This is a genomic window from Kribbella sp. VKM Ac-2571, from assembly GCF_004362255.1.
GTDB lineage: Bacteria > Actinomycetota > Actinomycetes > Propionibacteriales > Kribbellaceae > Kribbella > Kribbella pratensis.
Window position 1 is genome coordinate 127,155 of the sequence record NZ_SNWS01000004.1, and the last position, 22,760, is coordinate 149,914.

22 protein-coding genes are annotated in these 22,760 nt (G+C 67.7%); 19 read left to right on the plus strand and 3 right to left on the minus strand.

The features are described 5' to 3' along the window. Positions 1–79 precede the first annotated feature (79 nt). The 7 genes from EV651_RS11010 to EV651_RS11040 all read left to right on the plus strand — a co-directional run bounded on the left by EV651_RS11010 (position 80) and on the right by EV651_RS11040 (position 8,067). Positions 80–1,546: a sulfatase-like hydrolase/transferase gene (locus tag EV651_RS11010; protein ID WP_133784809.1), complete on the plus strand. Its 1,467-nt coding sequence runs from the start codon at positions 80–82 to the stop codon at positions 1,544–1,546. Further along, positions 1,543–2,802, plus strand: a complete 1,260-nt coding sequence (locus EV651_RS11015; RefSeq protein WP_133784811.1) for an extracellular solute-binding protein — start codon at positions 1,543–1,545, stop codon at positions 2,800–2,802. The genes EV651_RS11010 and EV651_RS11015 overlap by 4 nt, the downstream gene beginning before the upstream one ends. Further along, positions 2,799–3,695 carry a carbohydrate ABC transporter permease gene (locus EV651_RS11020; protein ID WP_202870278.1) on the plus strand — a complete coding sequence of 299 codons (897 nt, stop codon included), beginning with the start codon at positions 2,799–2,801 and terminating at the stop codon, positions 3,693–3,695. The genes EV651_RS11015 and EV651_RS11020 overlap by 4 nt, the downstream gene beginning before the upstream one ends. Further along, complete coding sequence (locus EV651_RS11025) at positions 3,692–4,510, plus strand: carbohydrate ABC transporter permease (protein ID WP_133784813.1); 819 nt, start codon at positions 3,692–3,694, stop codon at positions 4,508–4,510. Before EV651_RS11020 ends, EV651_RS11025 begins: the two co-directional genes overlap by 4 nt. 13 nt (positions 4,511–4,523) lie before the next feature. Next, complete coding sequence (locus EV651_RS11030; protein WP_133784815.1) at positions 4,524–5,522, plus strand: LacI family DNA-binding transcriptional regulator; 999 nt, start codon at positions 4,524–4,526, stop codon at positions 5,520–5,522. A 74-nt stretch (positions 5,523–5,596) separates the two neighbouring features. After that, entirely contained in the window at positions 5,597–6,247 is a 651-nt protein-coding gene (locus EV651_RS11035) for an adenylate/guanylate cyclase domain-containing protein (RefSeq protein WP_166658577.1), read from the plus strand. Then, positions 6,244–8,067, plus strand: a complete 1,824-nt coding sequence (locus tag EV651_RS11040) for a tetratricopeptide repeat protein (protein ID WP_133784819.1) — start codon at positions 6,244–6,246, stop codon at positions 8,065–8,067. Before EV651_RS11035 ends, EV651_RS11040 begins: the two co-directional genes overlap by 4 nt. On the opposite strand, the gene EV651_RS43245 is transcribed toward EV651_RS11040, so the two are convergent. Then, positions 8,059–8,460 carry a glycosyltransferase 87 family protein gene (locus EV651_RS43245; RefSeq protein WP_166658578.1) on the minus strand — a complete coding sequence of 134 codons (402 nt, stop codon included), beginning with the start codon at positions 8,458–8,460 and terminating at the stop codon, positions 8,059–8,061. The two genes, EV651_RS11040 and EV651_RS43245, sit on opposite strands and share 9 nt — an antisense overlap. 320 nt (positions 8,461–8,780) lie before the next feature. Here EV651_RS43245 and EV651_RS11050 point away from each other — a divergent pair, with 320 nt between their 5' ends. From EV651_RS11050 to EV651_RS11080, 7 genes are all read left to right on the plus strand, one after another. Further along, complete coding sequence (locus EV651_RS11050) at positions 8,781–9,563, plus strand: DUF11 domain-containing protein (protein ID WP_166658579.1); 783 nt, start codon at positions 8,781–8,783, stop codon at positions 9,561–9,563. A gap of 165 nt (positions 9,564–9,728) precedes the next feature. Then, positions 9,729–11,351 (plus strand): extracellular solute-binding protein, encoded by a 1,623-nt coding sequence (locus EV651_RS11055; protein ID WP_133784823.1) that lies wholly within the window; start codon positions 9,729–9,731, stop codon positions 11,349–11,351. A gap of 3 nt (positions 11,352–11,354) precedes the next feature. Continuing rightward, entirely contained in the window at positions 11,355–12,308 is a 954-nt protein-coding gene (locus tag EV651_RS11060; protein ID WP_238156806.1) for a sugar ABC transporter permease, read from the plus strand. Beyond that, positions 12,305–13,180: a carbohydrate ABC transporter permease gene (locus tag EV651_RS11065; protein WP_133784825.1), complete on the plus strand. Its 876-nt coding sequence runs from the start codon at positions 12,305–12,307 to the stop codon at positions 13,178–13,180. The genes EV651_RS11060 and EV651_RS11065 overlap by 4 nt, the downstream gene beginning before the upstream one ends. A 17-nt stretch (positions 13,181–13,197) precedes the next feature. Continuing rightward, positions 13,198–14,190: a LacI family DNA-binding transcriptional regulator gene (locus tag EV651_RS11070; protein WP_202870279.1), complete on the plus strand. Its 993-nt coding sequence runs from the start codon at positions 13,198–13,200 to the stop codon at positions 14,188–14,190. A 45-nt stretch (positions 14,191–14,235) separates the two neighbouring features. Beyond that, complete coding sequence (locus tag EV651_RS11075) at positions 14,236–15,030, plus strand: aminoglycoside 3'-phosphotransferase (RefSeq protein ID WP_133784827.1); 795 nt, start codon at positions 14,236–14,238, stop codon at positions 15,028–15,030. 3 nt (positions 15,031–15,033) lie between these two features. Continuing rightward, a complete protein-coding gene (locus EV651_RS11080; RefSeq protein ID WP_133784829.1) occupies positions 15,034–15,558 on the plus strand; it encodes an MOSC domain-containing protein in 525 nt (174 codons plus the stop codon). Positions 15,559–16,095: 537 nt separating this feature from the next. Here EV651_RS11080 and EV651_RS11090 read toward each other — a convergent pair. Beyond that, a complete protein-coding gene (locus tag EV651_RS11090) occupies positions 16,096–16,518 on the minus strand; it encodes a hypothetical protein (protein WP_133784832.1) in 423 nt (140 codons plus the stop codon). 103 nt (positions 16,519–16,621) lie between these two features. Here EV651_RS11090 and EV651_RS11095 point away from each other — a divergent pair, with 103 nt between their 5' ends. The 4 genes from EV651_RS11095 to EV651_RS11110 all read left to right on the plus strand — a co-directional run bounded on the left by EV651_RS11095 (position 16,622) and on the right by EV651_RS11110 (position 21,054). Beyond that, the gene (locus EV651_RS11095; RefSeq protein WP_133784834.1) at positions 16,622–17,413 is read left to right on the plus strand and encodes a bifunctional 2-polyprenyl-6-hydroxyphenol methylase/3-demethylubiquinol 3-O-methyltransferase UbiG; all 792 of its coding nucleotides are present in this window, start codon (positions 16,622–16,624) and stop codon (positions 17,411–17,413) included. 183 nt (positions 17,414–17,596) lie between these two features. After that, on the plus strand, positions 17,597–18,859 hold the full coding sequence (locus EV651_RS11100) for a neutral zinc metallopeptidase (protein WP_133784836.1): 1,263 nt from the start codon (positions 17,597–17,599) through the stop codon (positions 18,857–18,859). 18 nt (positions 18,860–18,877) lie between these two features. After that, positions 18,878–20,149, plus strand: a complete 1,272-nt coding sequence (locus EV651_RS11105) for a neutral zinc metallopeptidase (RefSeq protein ID WP_133784838.1) — start codon at positions 18,878–18,880, stop codon at positions 20,147–20,149. 2 nt (positions 20,150–20,151) lie between these two features. Next, positions 20,152–21,054, plus strand: coding sequence for a neutral zinc metallopeptidase (locus EV651_RS11110; protein WP_166658580.1), 903 nt, complete (start codon positions 20,152–20,154; stop codon positions 21,052–21,054). Here the strand turns inward: EV651_RS11110 and EV651_RS11115 are convergent. Further along, positions 21,047–21,502 carry a GNAT family N-acetyltransferase gene (locus EV651_RS11115; RefSeq protein ID WP_133784842.1) on the minus strand — a complete coding sequence of 152 codons (456 nt, stop codon included), beginning with the start codon at positions 21,500–21,502 and terminating at the stop codon, positions 21,047–21,049. The genes EV651_RS11110 and EV651_RS11115 overlap by 8 nt on opposite strands. Positions 21,503–21,736: 234 nt before the next feature. On the opposite strand from EV651_RS11115, the gene EV651_RS11120 reads away from it, so the two are divergent. Continuing rightward, the gene (locus EV651_RS11120; RefSeq protein WP_133784844.1) at positions 21,737–22,594 is read left to right on the plus strand and encodes a hypothetical protein; all 858 of its coding nucleotides are present in this window, start codon (positions 21,737–21,739) and stop codon (positions 22,592–22,594) included. Positions 22,595–22,760 lie beyond the last annotated feature (166 nt).

The window sequence follows — 22,760 nt, forward strand, 5'->3', positions numbered from 1 at the left end:
TTGACGTCGGGCGGAGGCCTGCGGCAAGGTTTACAGCGCTGCATTACAGCGCTGTAAACCTCAAGCAGAGAGCAGGTAGATGCGTCCCGACATCGTCATCGTGATGACCGATCAGCAGCGGGTGAGGCTGACCCGGCGGAGCGGGTATCCGGTGGACACCATGCCGTTCGTCGACAGCCTGGCGGACCGCGGAACGGATTTCCGGAACGCGTACACGGCCGCCCCGGCGTGCGTTCCGGCGCGCACCAGCCTGCTCACCGGCCGGTTCCCGAGCGCGCATCACGTCCGGCAGAACAGCAACGCCCAGCACGCACGGTTCGCCCAGGACCTGGTCGACGTACTGCGGGCCGCCGGCTACCAACTGCACTTCGCGGGAAAGCCGCACATGCACCGCGACGCGCAGGACTTCGACACGTACGCCGGTCCGTACTTCCACACCCATGGACCCGAGCGGAACGCCGAGGAAAACGCTTTCGACACCTGGCTCGAGGACCTCGACCACGGCGTCTCCGACGAGCCGACGCCGTACGACGTGAAGAACCAACTGCCCTACCGGATCACCACCGACGCACTGCAGGCAGCGCAACAAGTCGACCCCGATCAGCCAGCGTTGTTCTGGGTCTCCTATCCCGAGCCCCACAACCCGTACCAGGTCCCGCAGCCGTACTTCGACCTGGTCAGCCCCCAGGATGTCCCCGACCGCACAACGGGGCCCGAGGCAACAGAGGTCAAGGGCGGCAGCTACGCCTGGCTGCGCAGGCTCCAGGAGGAGAAGCGACCCGGGTACGACGACAAGTGGCGCCGGTACGCCGCCAACTACCTCGGCATGCTCAATCTCCTCGACGACCAGATCGCTCGCCTGCACGAGGGTCTCGCCCAACGCACGCGTCCGCGCCTCACCATCGTCCTCGCCGACCACGGCGACTACGTCGGCGAGTACGGCCTGCAGCGCAAGGGCGCCGGCCTGTCCGAGTTCCTGATGCGGATCCCGCTGATCATCACCGGCGACGGCGTACACCCTCAGCGGCGCGACGAACCGGTGTCGATCGTCGACGTCCTGCCCACCATCTGCGAGGCCGTCGGCCAACCGATCCCCGACGGCGTCCAGGGCCGCAGCCTCCTGCCACTCACCCGCGGCGAGGACGCACCCGAGGAAGAGTTCGACAGCATCATCGCCGAGCACGGGTACGGCGGTCGCGCGTACGCCGTGACTGCCCGGCCGCCGCTGCACTTCGCGTACGACGGCCCCACTTTCGACGAGCTGAACACCGTCACCCAATCCGGCGCCGCGCGGATGCTCCGCAGCGGCTACTGGAAGCTGATCGTCCATGCCGACCTGCCCGGTGAGCTGTACGACCTGGCACAGGACCCGGCCGAGCTCGACAACCTCTTCGACGACGACGCGCATGTCGCCGTCCGGGCCCGCCTCCTGCATCAGCTCGCCCGCTGGCAGGCACGGCTGACCGACGACCTCCCGAACGGCAACTACACCCCGCTCCGCCTGCCCCACAACTGGCGCTGGGCACCCCAAGGAGATCCAACATGAACACCCTTACCCGCCGGACCCTGCTCGGTCTCGGGGCCGCGACCGCCGCGGCGATCACCGTCCCGGGTTGCTCCGGAAAGTCCGGTCCGATGCGCGTTTCCTGGTACGGCCCGGACCCGGTGACCAAGGCGCTCAACAAGGCCCTCGACGCGTGGAAGTCGAGCGGTGGCGCCGAGTACACCGCGGAAAGCGCTCCCTTCGACGACTACTGGGACAAGCTCGCCACGCAGACCTCCGGCAACAACGCACCCGACGTACTGCGGATGTCGATGAGCTACTTCAGCGACTACGCGGGGCGGAGTGCGCTGAAGGACCTTGGTTCGCTGGGGATCGACACGTCGGGTCTCGACAAGGATGTCGCCGCCAGCGGTGTTGCCGACGGCAAGAACTACGGGATTGGGCAGAGCTCGATCAGCTACTCGATGTATGTCGACGAGGGCGCGATCAAGAAGGCCGGCGGGACGGTACCGGCGCAGGGCTGGACCTGGGACAAGTTCGCCGAGTTCGCGCGCGACTACTCCGGTTCGGTGCAGGGCTCATTCGGGTCGAGCGACCAGGCCGGGAACTTCCAGCTGTTCGAGGTGTACGCGCGTCAGCACGGCACGGAAATGTTTTCTGACGACGGCGGAAAACTGCTGACGACCAAGGAAACTGTCCAGGAATGGTTCCAGTACTGGGCGGACCTGCGCAGCGCGAAGGCGGCGCCGCCGCAGAACGTGAGCGGTGAGACGACGGGGATCGAGAAGTCGTTGATCGCCACCGGCAAGGCTCCGCTGCAGTTCGGCTGGGTCCAGCAGGTCACCTTCTACCAGCCGCTGGTGAAGAGCCCGCTGGCCGTTCTCCCGGTCCCGCAGGGCAAGGCCGGCGATCTGACCGGGCAGTTCGTCAAGGGCCTCGACCTGTGGTGCATCTCGGCCGCGAGCAAGGATCCCGAGGACGCGGCGAAACTGATCGGGTTCCTGCTGAACGACGAGAAGGCGATCAAGGCGATCGGCATCCTCCTCGGCGTACCGCCGTCGAAGAAGGCGCGTGACCTGGTCTCCGCGGACGCCGGTTCGGCCGGCGCGCGGGCGATCAAGTACGTCGAGGATCTGGCCGGCAAGGTCGGTCCGTCGCCGAAGCCGTGGCCGAAAGGATACGGCGAGCTGCTGACCGGGTTCGACCGGATCGCCGAGAACATCGGCTTCGGCAAGAGCAACCCGGCAGCGGGCGCTCAGGAGTTCGTGGACCTGTCCGGAAAGACTCTCGGTCAGTGATTTCCCGATTGAGGCAGAGCGTTCCGGCGTACCTTTTCCTGCTGCCCTGGTTCATCGGCGTACTCGGGCTGACGATCGGCCCGATGCTGCTGTCGCTCTACTACTCGTTCACCGACTACGCGCTGCTCAACACCCCCGAATGGACCGGGCTGCACAACTACACGGCGCTCTTCCAGGACTCGCGGTACGTGCAGTCGCTCAAAGTCACCTTCATATACGTCGGCGTCTCGGTGCCGCTCGAGATGGCGTTCGCGCTCGCCGTCGCCGTACTCCTGAATCGAGGGCTCAAAGGTCTCGCCGTCTACCGAGCGCTGTACTACGTCCCGAGCCTGCTCGGTGGGAGTGTCGCGATCGCCCTGCTGTGGCAGCAGATCTTCGGCAGTGACGGCCTGCTGAACGACGTACTCGGCATCTTCGGAATCCACGGCCGCGGCTGGATCTCCGAGCCGGGTACGGCGCTGTTGACCCTGATCCTGCTCCGGGTCTGGCAGTTCGGCGCCCCGATGGTAATCTTCCTGGCCGGCCTGCGGCAGATCCCGGACGAGGTGCTCGAAGCCGCCGAGGTCGACGGTGCGGGCCGATGGCAACGATTCTGGCGGGTGACGCTGCCGCTGCTGTCGCCGGTGGTTTTCTTCAACCTGGTGCTGCAGATCATCGGCGCGTTCCAGGCGTTCACGCCGGCGTTCGTGATCAGCGGCGGCAAGGGCGGCCCGTCGGACTCGACACTGTTCTACACGCTGTACCTCTACCAGCAGGCGTTCGGAAACTTCCGGATGGGGTACGCCGCCGCGATGGCCTGGGTGCTGCTGCTGATCATCGCGGTCTTCACCGGACTGAACTTCGTCCTCGGCCGCACCTGGGTGTTCTACGGAGACGAAGGGGTACGTCGATGAAGCGCGTACTGGCCCACGCCGGCCTGATCGTGGGCGCACTGGTCATGCTCTACCCACTGCTCTGGATGATCAGCGCCTCGCTGCGGCCGAACAAGGAGATCTTCGACCGTCCCGGGCTGATCCCGGAGCACCCGACGCTCGGGAACTACGCGCTCGGCTGGTCGTCGACCGGGACCAGCTTCGGCATCTACCTCATGAACTCGCTGATCATCTGCGCCGCGGTGGTGATCGGCAACGTGCTGACCTGCTCGCTGACCGCGTACGCGTTCGCGCGGCTCACGTTCGTGGGCCGGAAAACGTTGTTCGCGCTGATGCTGGCGACGATCATGCTGCCCGGTCACGTGACCCTGATCGCGCAGTACTCGATCTTCCGGAAACTGAACTGGATCGACACCTTCTGGCCGATGATCATGCCGAGTTTCCTGGCCACCGACGCGTTCTTCGTGTTCCTGATGGTGCAGTTCATCCGGTCGATCCCGGTCGAGCTGGACGACGCGGCGCGGATCGACGGCTGCGAGGCGTGGGGCATCTACCGGAGGATCATCCTGCCCCTGCTGTCGCCGGCCTTGGTGACGACGGCGATCTTCTCGTTCATCTGGACCTGGAACAACTTCTTCAGCCAGCTGATCTACCTGTCCACGCGGACCCGGCTGACGGTGCCGGTCGCGCTGCGCGGCTTCCTGGACGCCACCGGCAGCTCGGAGTGGGGCGCACTGTTCGCGATGAGCGTGGTCACGCTGGTCCCGGTCGTCGTGGTGTTCGTGATCTTCCAACGCCGCATCCTGGCCGGAATGGCCCACACCGGCCTCAAATGACAGTATCCATCCCATGAGGCCGCGCCTGACCGATGTCGCCGAGGCGGCTGGGGTGTCGATGAAGACGGTTTCGAATGTCGTCAACGGCGCCGAGCATGTCCGCGAGGAGACGCGGCAGCGGGTGCTGGCCGCGATCGACAAGCTCGGGTACCGGCCGAACATCGCGGCCCGGAACCTGGCGCAGGGACGCAGCGGAGTGATCGCGCTCGCTGTGCCGCAGCTCGACCGGCCGTACTTCGCCTCGCTCGCGGCGCGGATGCTCGACGAGGCCGAGGCGTTCGGCTGGATCGTGCAGTTCCACCAGACCGGCGGCCGCCGCGAAGCCGAGCTCGCTCTGCTCACCGAACGGCATCCGGCCCGTCTCGACGGGATCGTGATGAGCCCGCTCGGGCTCACCGCGGAGGATGTGCAGAACCGCGACCCGGCGCTGCCGCTCGTCCTGCTGGGTGAGAAGGCCGGCGCGGAGCACCACGCCGATCACGTCGGGATCGACAACCGCGAGGCAGGCAAGGTAGCGACCGAGCATCTGCTCGAGCTCGGCCGGCGCCACGTGATGGCGCTGGCACCCGGACCACGGATGAACGACGAGCGGATCAACGGGTACCGCGCCGCGCTCGCCGCGGCCGGCCTGCCCGTCGACGAGGACATCGTGCTCGCGACCGGCGGCCTGCGCGGCCAGGACGCCGAGCGGACTCTCGGCGAGTGGCTGGACGAGGGAAACCCGGCGCCGGACGCGGTCTTCGCGGCCACCGACTGGCTGGCGATGGGCGCGATCCGTGCGCTGGTCCTGCGCGGTCTGCGGGTGCCGCAGGACGTGGCCGTGGTGGGGTTCGACGACATCCCGTACGACCTCGCCACCCTCCCGACGCTTACCACGGTCGCGCCCGACCGCGTCGCGATCGCCCGCCTGGCGCTGCAGGCCCTCCGCGACCAGCGCCCGGGCGGCGAGCCCCAGCGCCTGCAAGCCCCCTTCAGCCTCGTAGTCCGCGAGAGCACCACCGGCATCGGCTAGGGGGCTGACGGTTCCACGAGCCACCCCCATGCACTGGCGCACCGCCGGGTCGGCGGTTGAGACTGGCGGCATGGGTGGGGGAATTGGGGGGCCGGTACCTGGAGGCGCTGGAAGATCACCGGCGGATCCTGCGGGCGGTCTGGACGGCGTATGGCGGGACCGAGATGGGCACCGAGGGCGACAGTTTCTTCGTCGTGTTCGGGACGGCCGGCGAGGCGGTCCGGGCGGCCGTCGACGGGCAGCGGCGACTGGAAGAGCACCGCTGGCCCGACGACGAGCGGTTGCGGGTGCGGATGGGGATTCATACCGGTACGCCGGGTGTGTACGACGGCGACTACTGGGGCATGGACGTCCATCTCGCGGCACGGATCGGGGCCGCCGCACACGGTGGGCAGATCGTGGTGTCCGCCGCCACCGGTGAGCTGACGCAACTGCCCGACGGGGTCACGCTGCGCGATCTCGGCACGCACCACCTCAAGGACATCCCGGAGCCCGAGCACCTGCTCCAAGTCACTGTCGACGGGCTGAAGGCCGAGTTCCCGCCACCACGCACTCTCGGTACGTCAACCAGCCTGCCGGCACCTGCGACCCCGCTACTAGGGCGCGAACAGGATCTCGACCGCGTCACCGGTCTGCTCGCGCGCCCCGACGTACGGCTCGTCACCCTGACCGGACCAGGCGGGTCGGGGAAGACCCGCCTGGGGATCGGCGTCGCGCGGAGTTGACCACGAAGTTCCCGGGCGGGGTGTACTTCGTTCCGCTCGCGGCGGTCACGTCCGCGCGGGTGCTGTGGACGACGATCGCCGAAGTCCTCGACATCCCGCCGCGGGAGCGCGGCCGGATCGTCGCCTACCTGGCGCAGCGGACCCTGTTGCTCGTGCTCGACAACCTCGAGCAGCTCCCGGACGCCGGCAAGGTCGTCCACGAGATCATCGAAGGCGCGCCGCACGTGAAACTGGTCGCCACCTCCAGGCGCGCGCTCGGCCTCACCGGCGAGTGGCAGCACCCGGTGCTGCCACTCTCGATCACAGATGCCGCCGTACAACTTTTCGTGCAGCGCGCCCAGGCCGTCCGGCCGGCGTTCGATCTGACTCCCGAGAACTCGGCCGACGTGGTCGCGATCTGCCGCCGCCTCGACGGACTCCCGCTCGCGATCGAACTGTGCGCGCCGCGGGTGCGGCTGCTCAGCGTCAATGAGCTGCTCGCCCGGATCGATCAACCGCTCGACATCGCGTCCACCAGCACGGCGACCCCGGAACGTCAGCGGACGCTGCGGGACACGATCGCCTGGTCGTACGAACTGCTCGGCCCCGAACACCGCCGTACCTTCCGGTGCCTCGCCGTCTTCGCCGGCGGCGCCGACCTGGCTGCGGTCGAGAAAGTTGCTACCGGCATCGATCCGATCGACGCCCTCGCCGAGCTGCACGACGCCAACCTGATCACGCTGTCCGACGGACCGGACGGCACCCGCGTCCGGCTCCTGGAGACCATCCGCCGATACGCCGCCGACGAGCTGCAGCTGACCGCCGAAGCCGAGGCGGTCCACCGCGAACACGCGACGTACTACGCCGACCTCGCCGGCCACCTCGAGGCCTTCAAGAAGACGATGTCCGAGCCGCCTGTCGAGAGGGCCGAGGCGGACCTCGACAACTTCCGCGCCGCACTGACCTGGGCGACCGAAAACGACATCAGGACGGCGTTGCGCCTGTGCTCGGCGCTCGCCTGGGTCTGGCTGTTCGGCGGCTACATCGGTGAGAGTCGCGCCTGGCACGAGCAGGTGATCGCGGCCGCCGGTACGAGGTCGTCGCCGGAGCTGGCCGCCTGCCTGCGCGGGTTGAGCAACCTCCTGCTCCTGCAGGGCGAGACGGAACGTGCCCACGAGTTGGCGACGCGCAGCCTGGAGATGGCCCGGGAGCTCGATGACCCGGTCGGCATCGCGTTCGGGATGCCCATGCTCGCGTCGGTGGAACGGCAGCAGGGCGATCTCGAGGCGGCGCGGGCGACGCTCACCGGGGCGGTCGAACGACTCCGTACCCTCGACAACGACTGGCTCCTGGCGCGGGCGCTCAGCCACCTCGCCGGCATCGAGGAGGACCTCGGAAACCTGGAGCGCGCCGAGGACCTGCTCCGCGAGTCCCTCACGATCACCGAGTCGATCGGGGACGCGCACGAGATCGCCACACACGGGCAGAACCTCGCGTATCTGCTGATCCTCGCGGGCCGGATCCACGAGGCCGCCGAGCTCGCCCGCGGGCTGATGCCGACCGTGCTGGCGCTCGGCAGCCCGATTCTCACGATGGCGTTCTCGAACACCGTTATGAACCTGCTGATCCGGCGCGGCGATCCGGTCGGCGCCGCCCACCTGTTCGGCGCGGAGGAGGCGATGGGCGAACGGCTCGAGATCTCCAACCCGTACCTGGACGAGGAACTCGCGGAAGCCCTCGAACTCGTCGGCGACACGCTGTCCCGCGAGGACTGGGAACGTCACCGTCACACGGGCCGTACCGAACGCGTCGAGGAGCTGCTCGACCGGCTGTCACTCTGAACGTATGCCGCGTGCAGGATCGTGGTCGCGGCGAGGACGGCGTACGCCTTCCCGAGAAGCAGGCCGAAGCCGTGCAGGTGGTACTCGCGGTCGTCGTGATTCGGTGCCAGCCAAGGGAATCCGAAGACCGTGACCACCGCCCACAACATCGCGAGCGCCGAGCGACGGCGTCCGCCCGAGCAGATCCGCGAGCAGGAGAACGAGCAGGATCAGGTTGACCTGCCCGAGGGCGAACGTCGACCGCATCGGCTCCAGTGTCAGTCCCAGTGCACCGACCCCGAATCCCAACGCCAGAACGCGTTCTCGCGACCACGTGGGGCGGAGCGCACACGTCATCAGTACGCCGATCGCCAGTAGGCACGAGGCGTTGACGGCTCGGCCGGCCACAACCACCGGCAGAACCCCAGAAACGCGACGGCCGCGACGACCAGGAGCGCCGTACGGACTAGTCCTTGCTCACTGCAACGGCTGAGCCGGAGGCGCCCGGGATCAATCGAAAGAGTGACACCCCGCCGCAAGGAAAAGTCGAGTGGGTGTTTCAAGTGGTTGACCACGGACAGTGGCAACTACATACTGCTTGGACCGCCGTCGGCGGGCCGTGGGGGCGGTTGACTGGGGTTCATGGGGAATGGGGGCTTGCTATGCATGCCTGGAAGTCGGTTCGTGCTGCGCTGGTGACGGCCGTCGCCGGCGCGACTTTGGTGGCGGTCCCAATGACCGCCCATGCGGTACCACCGTCCAGTGCGATCGAGGTGGGGGCGACCTCGGTGGCTCGTGGGCAGACCTTCACGGTCACGCAGACGGTGTACAACGACCGTGACTTCACGATCGTCGGAGGGAAAGCCGGCTTGTACGCCAAGGAGACATCGCTGCCCGCGATGGTCGACTTGGTGTCCTGTCCCGGTGCGTACGCCTGCGACACGCTCGGCGTCAGCGTCCGGGGCGGCGTCCACGACGTACCGCCGGGCGAGTCCCGGACCGTGACGTTCACGTTCCGGGTGAAGGACGACGCTCCGCTCGGGACGATCACGTTGCAGCATCAGTTCATCGGGGAGAACTATGCGTTCGAGATCCTTGACGGGCCGGCGCTCACGATCACCGACGTACCGCAGATCGCCGATGTCGCGGTGTCGATGACTGCTTCGGTGCGGACCGTGGTCACCGCACGGATCACGTACACCGTCACGGTGAAGAACAACGGGCCGGCCGACGCGACCGGAGTTCGGGTGGTCGGCACCTACCCGGCGGGGCTCGTGTACGCCGGCAGTACCTGTACGCGCGTGGGGACGACGAGATCGGTGAACTGCGACATCGCGTCACTGGCCAGCGGAGCTAGTGCGACCCGGACCTTCAGTGCTGACACGGGTCTGCTGACCGTCGGATCTCTGACCGCGAGTGCCCAACGTACGGCGAGTTCGCCGGACGATCCGGTGGCGACGAACGACAAGGCGACGCGGAGCTGCACCGCGGTCACCGGGCTGATCGTGCGCTGCTGAGACGTTACTGAAGTACCTACGACGGCCGGCGGCCGCGGGATCTCGAGTCCTGCGGCCGCCGGTTTTGTGTGTTGGCGCCTTGCATCGAGGGGCTGGTCAGGTTTACGGTCCGGGTTAACGTTTAAGTGAGTGTTAGTGAGCACTTCTTCGAAACTTGGAGCAACTATGATCAGTCGGCGACGGTTCCTGCAGGTGACCGGTGCGGCGATTGCCACCTCCACGCTGGCGGCCTGCGGCGACGGCGGGGCGGCAGGAGGCGGCGCCAAGGCGTCGGGCGACCTCAAGCTGCCGACGTACAAACCGTTCGAGGGGCTGCACCCGGACTTCCCGGGGGCCGAGTCCGGCCTCGAGCCCGGGTTCCTGAGGTTCCCGGCGGACGCGGTCGCCAGCGTGAAGGCGCCGCCGCTGAAGAGTGCGGTCACCGCGCTGACCGAGACGTTCGCGACGCCTCCGCCGCCGATGGGCAGCAACCCGATGTGGCAGGCGCTGAACTCCGCGCTCGGCGGTGAGCTCCGGCTGACCATCGGCACCGACCCGGGCTACCCGGAGAAGTTTGCGACGCTGCTGGCCAGCGACTCGCTGCCGGACCTGATGTGGCTGCCGCCGAACCAGGGCATCCCGAACATCGGACCGATGCTCGAGGCGAAGTTCCAGGACCTGACCAAGTACCTGTCCGGCGACGCCGTGCTGGAGTACCCGAACCTGGCCGCGCTGAAGCCGGCCTCCTGGCGGACCGCCGTGGTGAACGGGAAGATCTGGGGCGCCCCGATCCCGTCGACGCCGTTCGGCCAGGTGATGATGGGCAACCCGAAGACCTGGGCGAAGGTCGGCGGCCTGCAGTGCGCCACCGCGGACGAGTTCTTCGCCAAGTGCAAGGAGCTCACCAACGGTACGAACTACGCGCTCGAGCCGGCGATCATCAACATGCTGCACATGTTCGGCGAGTGGTTCGGCGCCCCGACCAGCTGGCGGGTGAATCAGGACCGCTCGCTCACGCACATGTACGAGACCGACAACTACAAGGCCGCCGTCGAGTACGCCGCCAAGCTCTGGGCGGCCAAGGTGTTCTACCCGGACCTGAACCTGGCCGACGCCACCCCGAAGACCGTGAACGGCCAGATCGCCGCGCAGGTCACGGTCGGCCCACGGGCGACCGCCGACTTCCGGAACCTGGACCCGACGTTGTTCGTGGACACGATGATCCCGTTCGGCCACGACGGCAAGGCGAAGCCGGTCTACGACATGGGCTACGGCACGGTCGGTTTCACGCCGTTCAAGAAGACCGACGAGGGCCGGATCCGCGAGCTGCTCGCGCTGATGGACTACCTGTCGGCGCCGTTCGGCACCAAGGAGTACCTGGTGAAGAACTTCGGCGTGGAGGGGCAGCAGTACCAGCTGGACGCGAACATGAACCCGGTGCTGACGAAGGCCGGTCAGCAGCAGGCGCCCGGTCTGGTCAGCGCGCTGCAGATCATGAACTCCCCGGAGAGCGTGATCTTCAACCCGGCGTACCCGGACGACACCAAGAAGATCTACGAGACCGAGCAGCAGCTGCTGAAGTTCGCGATGCGGAACCCGACGGCCGGCACGTACTCCGACACGTCGAGCAAGGTCGGCCCGAAGCTGACCGCGGCGTTCCGGGACACGATCGTCGACATCGTCACCGGCCGGCAGAAGATGGATGCGTACGACGCGGCGCTGAAGCGCTGGAAGTCCGGCGGCGGTGACAAGATGCGCGACGAGTTCGCGGCCGTGCTTCCGGCGAGCGTTCCGGTCACCGGGTCCTGATCGATGCTGAAGGCGAACTCGGACAAGCGGCGGGCCAAGAACGGCCTGCCGCTGAAGGCGAAGTGGCGCCGGGACTGGCAGATGGTCCTGCTGATGATTCCCGGCGTCGTCTTCCTGCTGGTGTTCTTCTACCTGCCGGTGATCGGCAACGTGGTCGCGTTCCAGGACTTCCAGCCGTTCCTCGGCATCATGCACAGCGAGTGGAACGGCCTGCAGAACTTCGTCAACCTGTACGCGAACCCGGACTTCTGGGACGCGTTGCGGAACACGTTGTTGCTGGCCGCCGTCCAGTTGCTGCTGTTCTTCCCGGTGCCGATCGGGCTGGCGCTGATCGTCGATTCGCTGGTCAGCAACCGCTTCCGGCGCTGGTTCCAGACGATCGCGTACCTGCCGCACTTCCTGTCCTGGGTGCTGGTCGTGACGCTGTTCCAGCAGTCGCTCGGCGGGGCGGGGTTCGTCAACAACCTGCTCCGGCAGGCGGGACTGGACCCGATCCCGTTCATGACGAATCCGGACACCTTCCCGCTGCTCGTCGTCGCGCAGCTGATCTGGAAGGACGCCGGCTGGGCGATGATCATCTTCCTCGCGGCGCTCACCACCGTGGACGTCTCGCTCTACGAGGCGGCCGCGGCGGACGGCGCCGGGCGCTGGCGGCGGCTGTGGCACATCACGCTGCCGGCGCTGCGGACGGTCATCGTGCTCCTGCTGATCCTGCGGATCGGCGACATCCTCAGCGTCGGGTTCGAGCAGTTCATCCTGCAACGCGACTCGGTCGGTCCAGGTGCTGCCGAAGTACTGGACACGTTCACGTACTACGCCGGTGTGGTCGGCGGGGACTGGAGCAGCGGTGCCGCGGCCGGCCTGGCCAAGGGTGTGGTCGGTGCGTTGCTGCTCTGGGGTGCCAACTCACTCGCTCACCGGCTCGGCGAGCCGGGAATCTTCCAGAGGCGTTCATGAGACCTGTGTGGAAAGAGAATCCGTCGCCGGGCTACCAGGCGATCAAGGCGGTGATCCTGGGCGGGTTCGCGCTGGTGATCGTCGTACCGATCCTGGTCGTGATCTCGACGTCGCTGGCCAGTGACAAGGACATCATCGACGCGGGCGGGTATGTGCTGTGGCCGTCGCATCCGACGGTGAAGGCGTACCAGACGTTGTTCAGCGGCGGTCTGATGGGCCGGGCGATCATGGTCAGCGTGTTCGTGACGCTCGTCGGTACGGCGATTGCGCTGGCCGTCACGATCGCGCTCGCGTACGCGACGTCGCGGCCGGTGCTGTTCGGGCGGCCGGTGTTGTTGATGGTGCTGTTCACGTTGCTGTTCGCGCCAGGCATCATCCCGATGTTCCTGGTGGTGAAGCAGCTCGGGCTGCTCGACAGCCTGTGGTCGCTGATCCTTCCCGGTGCGTTGGGGGCCTTCAACTTCGTCGTACTGCGCACGTTCTTCATGAACGTGCCGGGCGAGTTGCTGGAGAGCGCCCGGATCGACGGCGCGAGCGACTTCACGATCCTGCGCCGGATCATCATGCCGCTGTCGAAGGCGGTGATCGCGGTCGTCGGGCTGTTCTACGCGGTCGGCTTCTGGAACGCGTTCTTCAACGCGCTGCTGTACCTGAACGATACGTCGAAGTGGCCGGTCCAGGTGATCCTGCGGACCTACGTCCTGCAGGGCAAGTCGCTGTCCGCCGACCAGCTCGGTGTCCACCCGCCGCCGCAGCCCCAGTCCCTGCAGATGGCCGTCGTCGTGGTCGCGCTGGTGCCGATCGCCATGGTGTACCCATTCCTCCAACGGCACTTCACCAAGGGCGTTATTACGGGTGCGGTCAAAGGCTGATCTGCAAGAATCGATATATGTCCTCACCTTTGGCTGAGCGGCCGACGCTGCGGATGGTGGCGAAGGAGGCCGGTGTCTCGGTCGCGACCGTGTCCTACGTGCTGTCCGGACGGCACCGCAGCCACACGATCAAGGACTCGACCGCGGACCGGGTCCGCGAGGCCGCGTCGCGCCTGGGGTATCGGCGCAACGACGCGGCCCGCGCGATCCGGACCGGCAAGTCCGATCTCGTCCTGCTGTCGCTGAACGTCCTCGCGGACCCGTGGTCGCAGGCCGTGGCGGCCACGGTCAGTACGGCGGTGTCGCCGCTCGGGAAGACCGCGCTGATCGTCGCGGACGGCGACTGGCGGACCGTGCTGTCCAACCGGACACCGGACGTGATCTTCATCGACAGCATCAAGCCCGACCCGGAGCAGATCGCCGAGCTCGAGGCGTTCGCGGCGCAGGGCGTGCAGATCGTGGCGTTCAGCGAAACCCTGGAACCGCAGGGTTTCGACGTGATCCGCTCCGGCGCCGAGCCGCGCTGCCACCTCGCCGTGGAGCACCTGCTGGAGCACCACGACCGGGTCGGCGCGCTCACCTCGCGGACCACCGGGTTCGCGCGCTTCGATGCGTACGTCAACACGTTGCGCGCGGCCGGCAAGCCGATCAGCAGCGACGACATCGAGGTCTTCGAGCAGCATCCGGAGGGCGCGTACCGGGCCGCGATGGCGCTGCTGTCCAAGCCCGATCGGCCGACCGGTCTCTACTGCACCACCGACTTCGCCGCGATCGCCGCCGTCCGGGCGGCGCACCGGCTGCGCATCGACGTACCGGGGGATCTGGCGATCGTGGGGGTCGGCAACACGCCCGAAGGCGAGCACCTGGACCCGTCGCTGTCCACCGTCGGACCTGTCGGGTTCAACGAGGCGCTCGCCCGGATCATCGTGAGCAGACTGACGGACCGGGAGGGTGCACCCGGCGAAGTGTTCGACTTCCCCTGGCAACTCATCGTCCGGGAGTCTTCTTGAGTCGACATCAGGTGACCGCGATCCTCAACCACACCAGGGAACACGTTGCACGCGCCGCCGGCTGACGACTGGGAGCCGGTCGACATCGGCGAGTCCAACACGTCGGTCTATCGCCGAGGCAACACTTTCGCCAAGTGCTGCGGCCCGTCCGGCATCGCCGAGCTGGCAGCCGAACGCGACCGCATCACGTGGCTCGCTGGGACCGGCTTCCCCGGCGCGACGGTGGTGGACTGGCTCGAGCTGACCTCGCCCCAGCCTGACGGTCTCGGGTCGGGGGTCGGGTCGTCCTCGGGTGGCGCGTGTCTGGTGACCTCTGCGGTGCCGGGGGTTCCCGGCGACACCCTCCCGCCGGCGTCGCACGATCGTGCCATGCGGAACCTCGGGACGACTCTTCGCGACCTGCATTCGCTGACCGACTGCCCGTTCGAGCGGCCGCTGGCGGAGGTGATCGCGACGGCGACCGACGTCGTACGGCGTGATGCCGTGAACCCGGCGTACCTCACCGACGAATGGCGCCGCCTGCAGCCGTCCGAGCTGCTCGCCCAGGTGGTTGCCGAGCGCCCCTACATCGAGAGCGTTCTGGAGCCGGTGGTCTGTCACGGCGACGCCTGCCTGCCGAACATCTTCTTCGACCCCGAGACCCTCGAAGTCACCGGCCTGATCGATCTCGGACGGCTCGGGATCGCCGACCGGTACTCCGACCTCGCCCTCACCACGATCCAGCTCCACGACGAGTGGTCCGCCGACCCGGCGCCGTTCCTCGAGGCGTACGGCGTACCGGACCCGGACGCGCGCCGCCTGTACTTCTTCCGTCTCCTCGATCCGCTCACCTGGGGCTGAATCATGAGAGTAGAACTCGTTGCCTTCGTCGTCTCCCGCGAGCACGCCTTCGAAGGACGCCCGCAGGACGGCCCGCGCCCCGACCCCGAACCGGTCGCGCGTACCGAGATCGAGGTCCGCGCCGACCTCGGCGTCGTCGGCGACCGCTACTACGCCCAAGCAATCCACACGAACGCGGCCGTCACGCTGATCGACGCCGCCTCCCTCGACGAGGTCGAGCGGGTCCTCAACCTGGACGCACCACTCGACCCGCACCTCACCCGGCGCAACATCACCCTGCGTGGCTTCCCGATCGACGAGCTCGCCGCACACCGCGCCGCGGACGGCACCCGCGTACCCGGCCGGCGCTTCACGCTGGGGTCGATCACCTTCCAGGCGAACCGCCCGGCCAACCCGTGCGCGTGGATGGACGAGGTCCTCGCACCCGGCGCGATGCAGGCGCTGCGCAGCCACGGCGGCATCCGCGCAACCCCACTCACCTCCGGCACACTCCGCCTCGGCCCAACCGACCTCACCGTCCTGGACTGAGGCTTTCGCTCGACGTTGGTCTCGCGGCGTACGGAACCTGCGGGTCGTCGCCTACACGGGTACCGCCGACGACCGGCCAGGCACCCGGATCCAGAACCGCGGTGTGGCCGCCAGCCCGATCTCGTTCCGCAAGTCCGCAACCCCACCACCCGGATGTGGGAACAGGCCCCGGGCCCGTGAGACAGGCAATTTCCTGTTCCCAGACACCGGCGCGGCGTCCCAGACGCGGGATACCCCAACCAGACGCCACCGATGGATTGGTCTGCACCCACCACGTCTTGTCGCCCGCCATGCACCATTCCTGTCGCCCGTACCACTGAACGCGCACGACGTACGGCGCGCGCCCCGTCGGCCGATGGTGTGCAAGCTCGACAGGTAGAGCACCAGCGAGACACCGTACGCACGGCCACGTTCACGCTCAGGTGCACTACCCCTCGGCTGACATGTCCTGTCGAGACTGCGCCCCCTGACCTCGCGGCGGGAAGTGGGGACAGGCGCTAGGGGCAGGCAATAGTGCCAGCGGTTGGGGTCGGAGGGTTACTTACGGCCGAATTTCCACCATTTCGGCTTGTTCATCTTGATCTCGTCGGCGGTCATCGGGGGCGGGACCGGCGGCCGGGACTCCTCGGTGAGGAAGTTGCCCGATTCGGTGTCGTACGGCGTGACGCCGAGGCGGCGGCTGATCTCCATCACGATCGGGATCGACCGCGGGCCGTCGTTCAGGTAGAAGGTGATGTCACGGACCTCGACGCCCTTGCCGATCGTCATCTCGACGTCGTACTCCGGACTTCGCAGCGCCAGCCAGGACGGTTTGCTCGTGTCGACGTCCGGCACCACCTCCCGGACCTTGGCCACCACGTCGGTCGCCAGACCGACGGCCGGTGGCTCGTAGTCGACCGGAATGTCGTCGAGGCGCCGTACGCCTCCTGGCCCGCGCATCGCGTAAACAGCCCAGCTCATGCCCCCAGCATGCCAGGCGGCTCACTGCTTGCGGGCGACGAGCCGCAGGGTAGTGGGAGCAAAACGGGATGTGCCTGGAATTTTCGTCCAGGACAGTGGGGGAATGACTGAACTTGATCCGGTGATTCGCTCCTTCTATCGGGACCGGTACGTCGAGGACGATCGGCTGATCGTCCGCGGGCACGGCCGGCTCGAGTTCCTGCGTACCCAGGAGTTGCTGCGGCGGTGGCTCCCGCCCGCGTCCGTCGTACTGGATGTCGGTGGTGCGACCGGCGTCCACGCGCGATGGCTTGCGGCGGACGGGCATCAGGTCACGCTGGTCGACCCCGTTCCGGAGCATGTGGAGCAGGCGGCGACGATCGGGACCTTCGCGGCGGAGGAAGGCGATGCGCGGGCGCTCCGGCAGGGGGATGCGAGCGTGGACGTGACGCTGCTCCTCGGTCCGCTCTACCACCTGGTCGACGCGGCGGATCGTGCGCGGGCGTTGGCCGAAGCGGTACGGGTGACGCGTCCCGGTGGGGTAGTCGTCGCCGCGGGCATCAATCGGTACGGCGGCCTGCTCGAGGCCGGCAGCAACGGCACGCTCACGGAGGAGCGACTGCCGCTGTTCCTCGACGCGTTCGCGTCCGGCAGCATCGACGGCACCAACGGTTTCACCGTCGCCTACTTCCACCACGCCGAAGAACTCGCCACCGAGCTCACCGCAGCCGGCCTCACCGGCGTAGAGGTCCTCGGCATAGAAGGTCCCGCCGGCAACATCCTCCAGAACGCCGCCCCGGACGCCATAGAAACCCTCCTCCCCGCCGCGGTCCTCCTCGCCCGCCAGGTCGAATCCGACCCCAAACTCCAAGCCGCCAGCCCCCACTTCCTCGCCCACGGCCGCGTAGCCGACTGAATGCGGTCCGTAGGCGGCAGTCGGCGGGTGGTCGCGGAATGATGTCAATAGGTGCAATGCGGTTCTCGGGGTGGCGGTCCAGGCCGTAATATCGTGCGGCGGCCGGCACTGGGGGTGTTCCGGCTTTTCTGATGCATCGGGTGGGACCGGCGGACGGCCGGTACTGGGGAGAAGCGGGAAGTTATGGCGGACAAGCCGGCACCCAAGCCTGGGCACTTCCTGCCAGGCGGCGACGGTGACCAGATCGCGGGCGACGACCGGAAACCGGGGGTTTCCGCCCCGTCGAATGCCCCGTCGCAGGCACCGTCGAACGCCTCGTCGACCGCGCCGTTGAAGGCACCGTCGGGGGCGCCGTTGGCGGCACCCACGCCGCGGCTCGGCGGGGAAGCGCCGCCGACGCCCCCGCAGTTGAGCGGGTCCCGGATCGACTCCCGCCGTACGACGCTTTCCGGCAGCCGGCTCGGCCCGCCGCTGGACGGTCGCGCGGCGGCGGCGTACCGGGAGGTGTTCCACCCGGAGCCGGTGCCGTTCGTCCCCAAGCAGCGGTCCAAGGGGCTCATCGCGCTGATGGTCGTCGCGGTGCTGGTGTTCCTCGGCGGCGGCGCGACGTTCGCGGTCAAGGTGCTCTCCTCGCCCAACTTCAACCTCCCGAACCCGAACGGCACGCCGTCCGCGACGTCGAGCGGCGCGCCGACGACCAAGGGCCCGATCGGCAAGGGGACGCCGGACACCGACATCGTCGGCAAGAACCCGATCTACGCCGCCGGGGCGCTGGCCGCGGCGAAATGCCCGGAACCCGCGTTCCGGCCGACGTCGATGGAGAACGTCCGCTCGTACTACCAGGCGCTGACCGCGTGCATGGACAAGGCCTGGGAACCGATCGTCACCAAGGCCGGGTTCGGGTTCCGGTCGCCGAACCTGGTCATCTTCTCCGACGGCGACGAGACCGCGTGCGGCGTACAGCACGACCTCGCCCTGTACTGCCAGGACGAGCACGGCGGCAGCGCGACGATGCCGTGGCAGGAGCTCGTCGAGGAGTATCCGAAGAACAAGGCCGAGGTACGCGCCGAGATGGCCCAGTCCTTCGGTTTCGTGTACGGCGTACACCTGCAGAACCTGACCGGGATGGCCGACGCCTCCGACAACCTCGCCGACACCGCGGCGAGCAAGGCCGCGCAGCTGGAGATGAACCGGCGCGCCGCGCTCCAGGCGTACTGCTTCGGCGCGGTGTTCTTCGGTGCGGCCAAGACGAGCTTCCCGCTGCGCGGCGAACTGCTCCGGCAATGGAACGGACTCATCCAGCGACGCGGCGACGAGCACACCAAGGACAAGGTCCGCGACCACGGTTCCAGCAAGAGCCTCGCGCTGTGGATGAACCAGGGCCTGGCGACAACCAACCCCGGGTCCTGCAACACTTTCGTCGCAGCATCCGCCAAGGTCAGCTGAGCGAGATAGGAACGATCGATGCCTGACTCCGAGGAAGGTGTGCCGGGGCCCGGGCACTTCGCGTCCGGTGAACCGGCGGCCGGCACACGCCCGCTGACCCTGAAGAGCACACAGCCCGGCGGCCTGGGCCGAGCCCGCTCGGTGTCGCTCGACGACGCCGCGGTACGCCGTAAGGCGCGTCCGCTGCCGACAGAACCGGGTACGGCGAGTGAGTACAGCGGCCCGCCCGTCGCGCCGCAGACCGGCGTACCGCTCACCCCGCTGACCGGCACCCGCCGCGTCGGCGGCCCACGCCCGACCGGCTGGCACTCGAACCCGTCCCGCTCCGGCGCCCAGTTCACCACCGAGCCACCACCCGCCGCCCCGCCACGCCAGTACTCGCGGCCGGTCGTCGTCGGCCTGTCGATCCTCGTCATCCTGATGCTCACCGGCGCCACCATCGCCGGCTTCCGCCTCGTCGACTCCTACGGCAACGTGGAAAACCCGCTCGCCCAACCCTCGGTGCGAAAGTCCCAGGCCCCACTCCCCATCCCACCGAACCCGACGGTCACCGTCACCAAACAAGGAATCCCGGACGTCGTCCGGCTGCAGCAGAACAAGATCTATGCGTCCGGCAAGGTCGCCGCCGTGAGCTGCAAGGAGCCGGCGATCAAGCCGGACTCCCAGTCGGCGATCCTGCGGTACTACAGGGCTCTCGCGCCCTGCCTGGACAAGGCCTGGGCGCCGGCGCTGCAAAGGTCCGGCTACCCGTTCCGTCCACCGAAGGTGGTGCTGCAGACGAGCCAGAACACCTCGGCGAGCTGCACCGGCGAGGGGGACGTCGCGTTCTACTGTCCGGCTGACGAGAGCATCTACGTCAGCTGGAAGGAAGACGCCAAGTTCTACAAGGCGGATCCGCTCGCGGCGCGGGTGTGGATGATGGACACGATGGCGCACGAGTACGGCCACCACGTGCAGAAGCTCACCGAGATGCTCACCGCCGCCGACTCGCGTGGCGGTTGGGCGAAGACGAAGGCCGAGGAACTCGAGTGGAGCCGGCGTACCGAGCTGCAGGCGAGCTGCTTCGGCGCGGCCTTCCTCGGCGCGAACAAGAAGGCTCTTGGCCTGTCCGGCCGCAAGCTGAAGCTCTGGGAATGGGAGACCCAGCACAGCGGTGACGAGTACAACCCGAAGAAGATCCGCGACCACGGCTCCCGCAAGAACTACTGGCTCTGGTCCGAACCCGCCTTCAAATCCGCCGACCCCAAACTCTGCAACACCTTCACCGCCCCCGCGGCCAAGGTGAGCTGAGCGTGCGCCGAGCGGCCTTGGTGGGAGTCGCCGGGTTGCTCGTGGTGACTGTCGCCGGGTGCGACCTCGCGGATCGAGCATTCCCGGCGACGCCTGGTTCGAGCGCGGTACATGAACCGACGTCGAGTACGACGCCGAGGCCGAGGGTTGCACCGAGTCCGGTGGCGGCGACCCCGCCGTACCGAAAGCAGGAGGAGATCTACCTGCTCCACAACGAGATCTACTCGGTGGGACAGGTTCCGGCGGTGGCGTGCAGGTTGCCGGATGTCGCAGTGCGGTCGCAACAGGCGGTGCACCAGTACGCGAGCGCGGTCTTGGACTGTCTCCAGCGGGCGTGGAAGCCGCTGGTGGTGGGTGCGCACGTCAAGTTCGTGCCTGCGGTCATCTATGCCGTCAACCAGGGTTCGAAGACCGCCTGCGGGACCTTCGGCAAGGAGGACTACGGGTACTACTGCAGAGCGAACTCGGGAATCTATCTCGACTGGGACCAGCTCGTCGAGGATGAAAAGACCGGGCCCGTGGCGGCCCGGACAACCGTCCAGTTCCTGATGGCGCACGAGTACGGGCACCACGTGCAGAAGCTCGTAAGGATCTCGACGTACTACGACGATCGCTGGGACCGTACGGCCGGCGCGACTCGCCTCGAGCAGATGCGCCGCCAGGAGCTCCAGGCGTCCTGCTTCGGGTCCGCCTTCCTCGGCGCCAACCAGGCACCCCTGAACCTGTACGACGACAGGTTGAACGCGTACCGCTGGGCTGCGCACGGGGGCGACGACGACCAGCCGGATGGTGTCCGGGACCACGGATCGCAGGCGAGCAACACCTCGTGGACCGACGGTGCGTTCGCGGCCAGGTCCCCGGCGGCCTGTAACACGTGGGCCGCACCTGCGACCTGGGTCAGCTGAGTTTGAGTTTGAAGCCTTCGTGGGTGTTGGCGAAGCCCAGGTTTGTGTAGAAGCGGTGGGCGTCGGTGCGGGACTTGTCCGACGTGAGCTGGACGAGGGTGCAGCCGCGGGTGCGGGACTCTTCGACGGCCCATTGGACGAGCATGGCGCCGAGGCCGGAGCCGCGGGCGGGGGCGGCGACGCGGACGGCCTCGATCAGGCCGCGGGTGGAGCCGCGGCGGGACAGCCCGGGGATGATCGTCAGCTGGAGCGTGCCGATCACCTCGTCGTTGCGATCAGCAACCATCAGCAGTTGGTTGGGGTCGGCGTCGATCTGCTCGAACGCCGCCAGGTACGGCGTCAGGTCGTCGAGCGACTCGCGGGTGGCGCCGAGCTGGTCGTCGGCGATCATCGCGACGATCGCGGCGACGTCGGAAGCGGTGGCGCGGCGGATGACGACATCGTTCATAGGTACAGGATCGCAAACGCCTGAAGCGGTTCAGTCGGCAGGGTAAGCAGCGAAGTGCGGCGATGGTAATTGCCTTATGCAAGCACTTTTCGTTGCCCGGCGCGCCTGGAACGCTGTTTGCCCAAGGCATCGAAGGGTACGAGTGATACTGGACACCACTGCATCCGCCCGTGCCGGGGTTGGGGCAGTTATGCGCCGACAGCGGATGCGGGCCAGTCCTGAAAGGTTCATCCGATGTCAGCGTTAGCAATTGACTTCACCCAGCCGTTCGAGGACGCGTTCAGCAAGCTGCTGTCGTTCATCCCGAACCTGCTGGGCGGCCTGGTCATCCTGGTCGTCGGCTACTTCGTGGCCAAGATCCTCGGCAATCTCGTCGGCAAGTTGCTCGGCCGCGTCGGCTTCGACGGCTGGATGGAACGGGCCGGCGTCTCCGGTGTGCTGCAACGGTCGGGCACGGGGCTGACCGCTTCGGCGATGCTGGGCAAGGTCGTGTTCTGGTTCGTCTTCCTGATCAGCTTCACGATGTTCGCCTCCGCACTCGGCGTGCCGGAGATCTCGAACTTCATGAGCGACATGCTCGGCTACATCCCGCGGATCTTCGCCGCGATCGTGATCGTCTGCCTGGCGGCGCTGTTCGCCAACTTCCTGGCCGCGGTCATCCGCGGTGCGACCGCCAACGAGACCCTGGCCAAGGTGGCCCGGTACGCCGTCCTGGTGTACGCCGCGTTCGCCGCGCTGACCCAGCTCGGTGTCGCGGTCCAGCTCACCGGCAACACGCTGCTGATCGTCCTCGCGGGCGCCGCGCTGGCTCTCGGTCTCGCTTTCGGCCTCGGGGGCCGCGAGATGGCCGGCCGCGCACTGAGCAACCTGTTCGACAAGGACAAGATGGTCAAGCCGGCCGCGCAGAACGGGATGGACGGTACGACGGAGTACCCGCAGCAGGGCAACTACCAGGGCCAGGGCAACTACGAAGGCGGCTACCAGCAGCCCACCCAGCCCACCCAGCCCACCCAGCACCCGGCCCACAGCGCCGCCCCGGGTAACTGGTCAGACGGAACCCCGTCGAACGGCACCTGGCAACAGGGTCAGTAACCAAGCGCTCTTCAAGAGAGCTGTAGAGGCTAGGCAGTTCACCTCAGGCGGGCGGCAATCCAACCGGGTTGCCGCCCGTCGCCTGCCGATCGCCGAGCCGGACCCTGGGTGGGACAGCCTCATGCCGGCCCGCCGGCGCGGCACCAGTCGCGGGGCACTTGCTCCC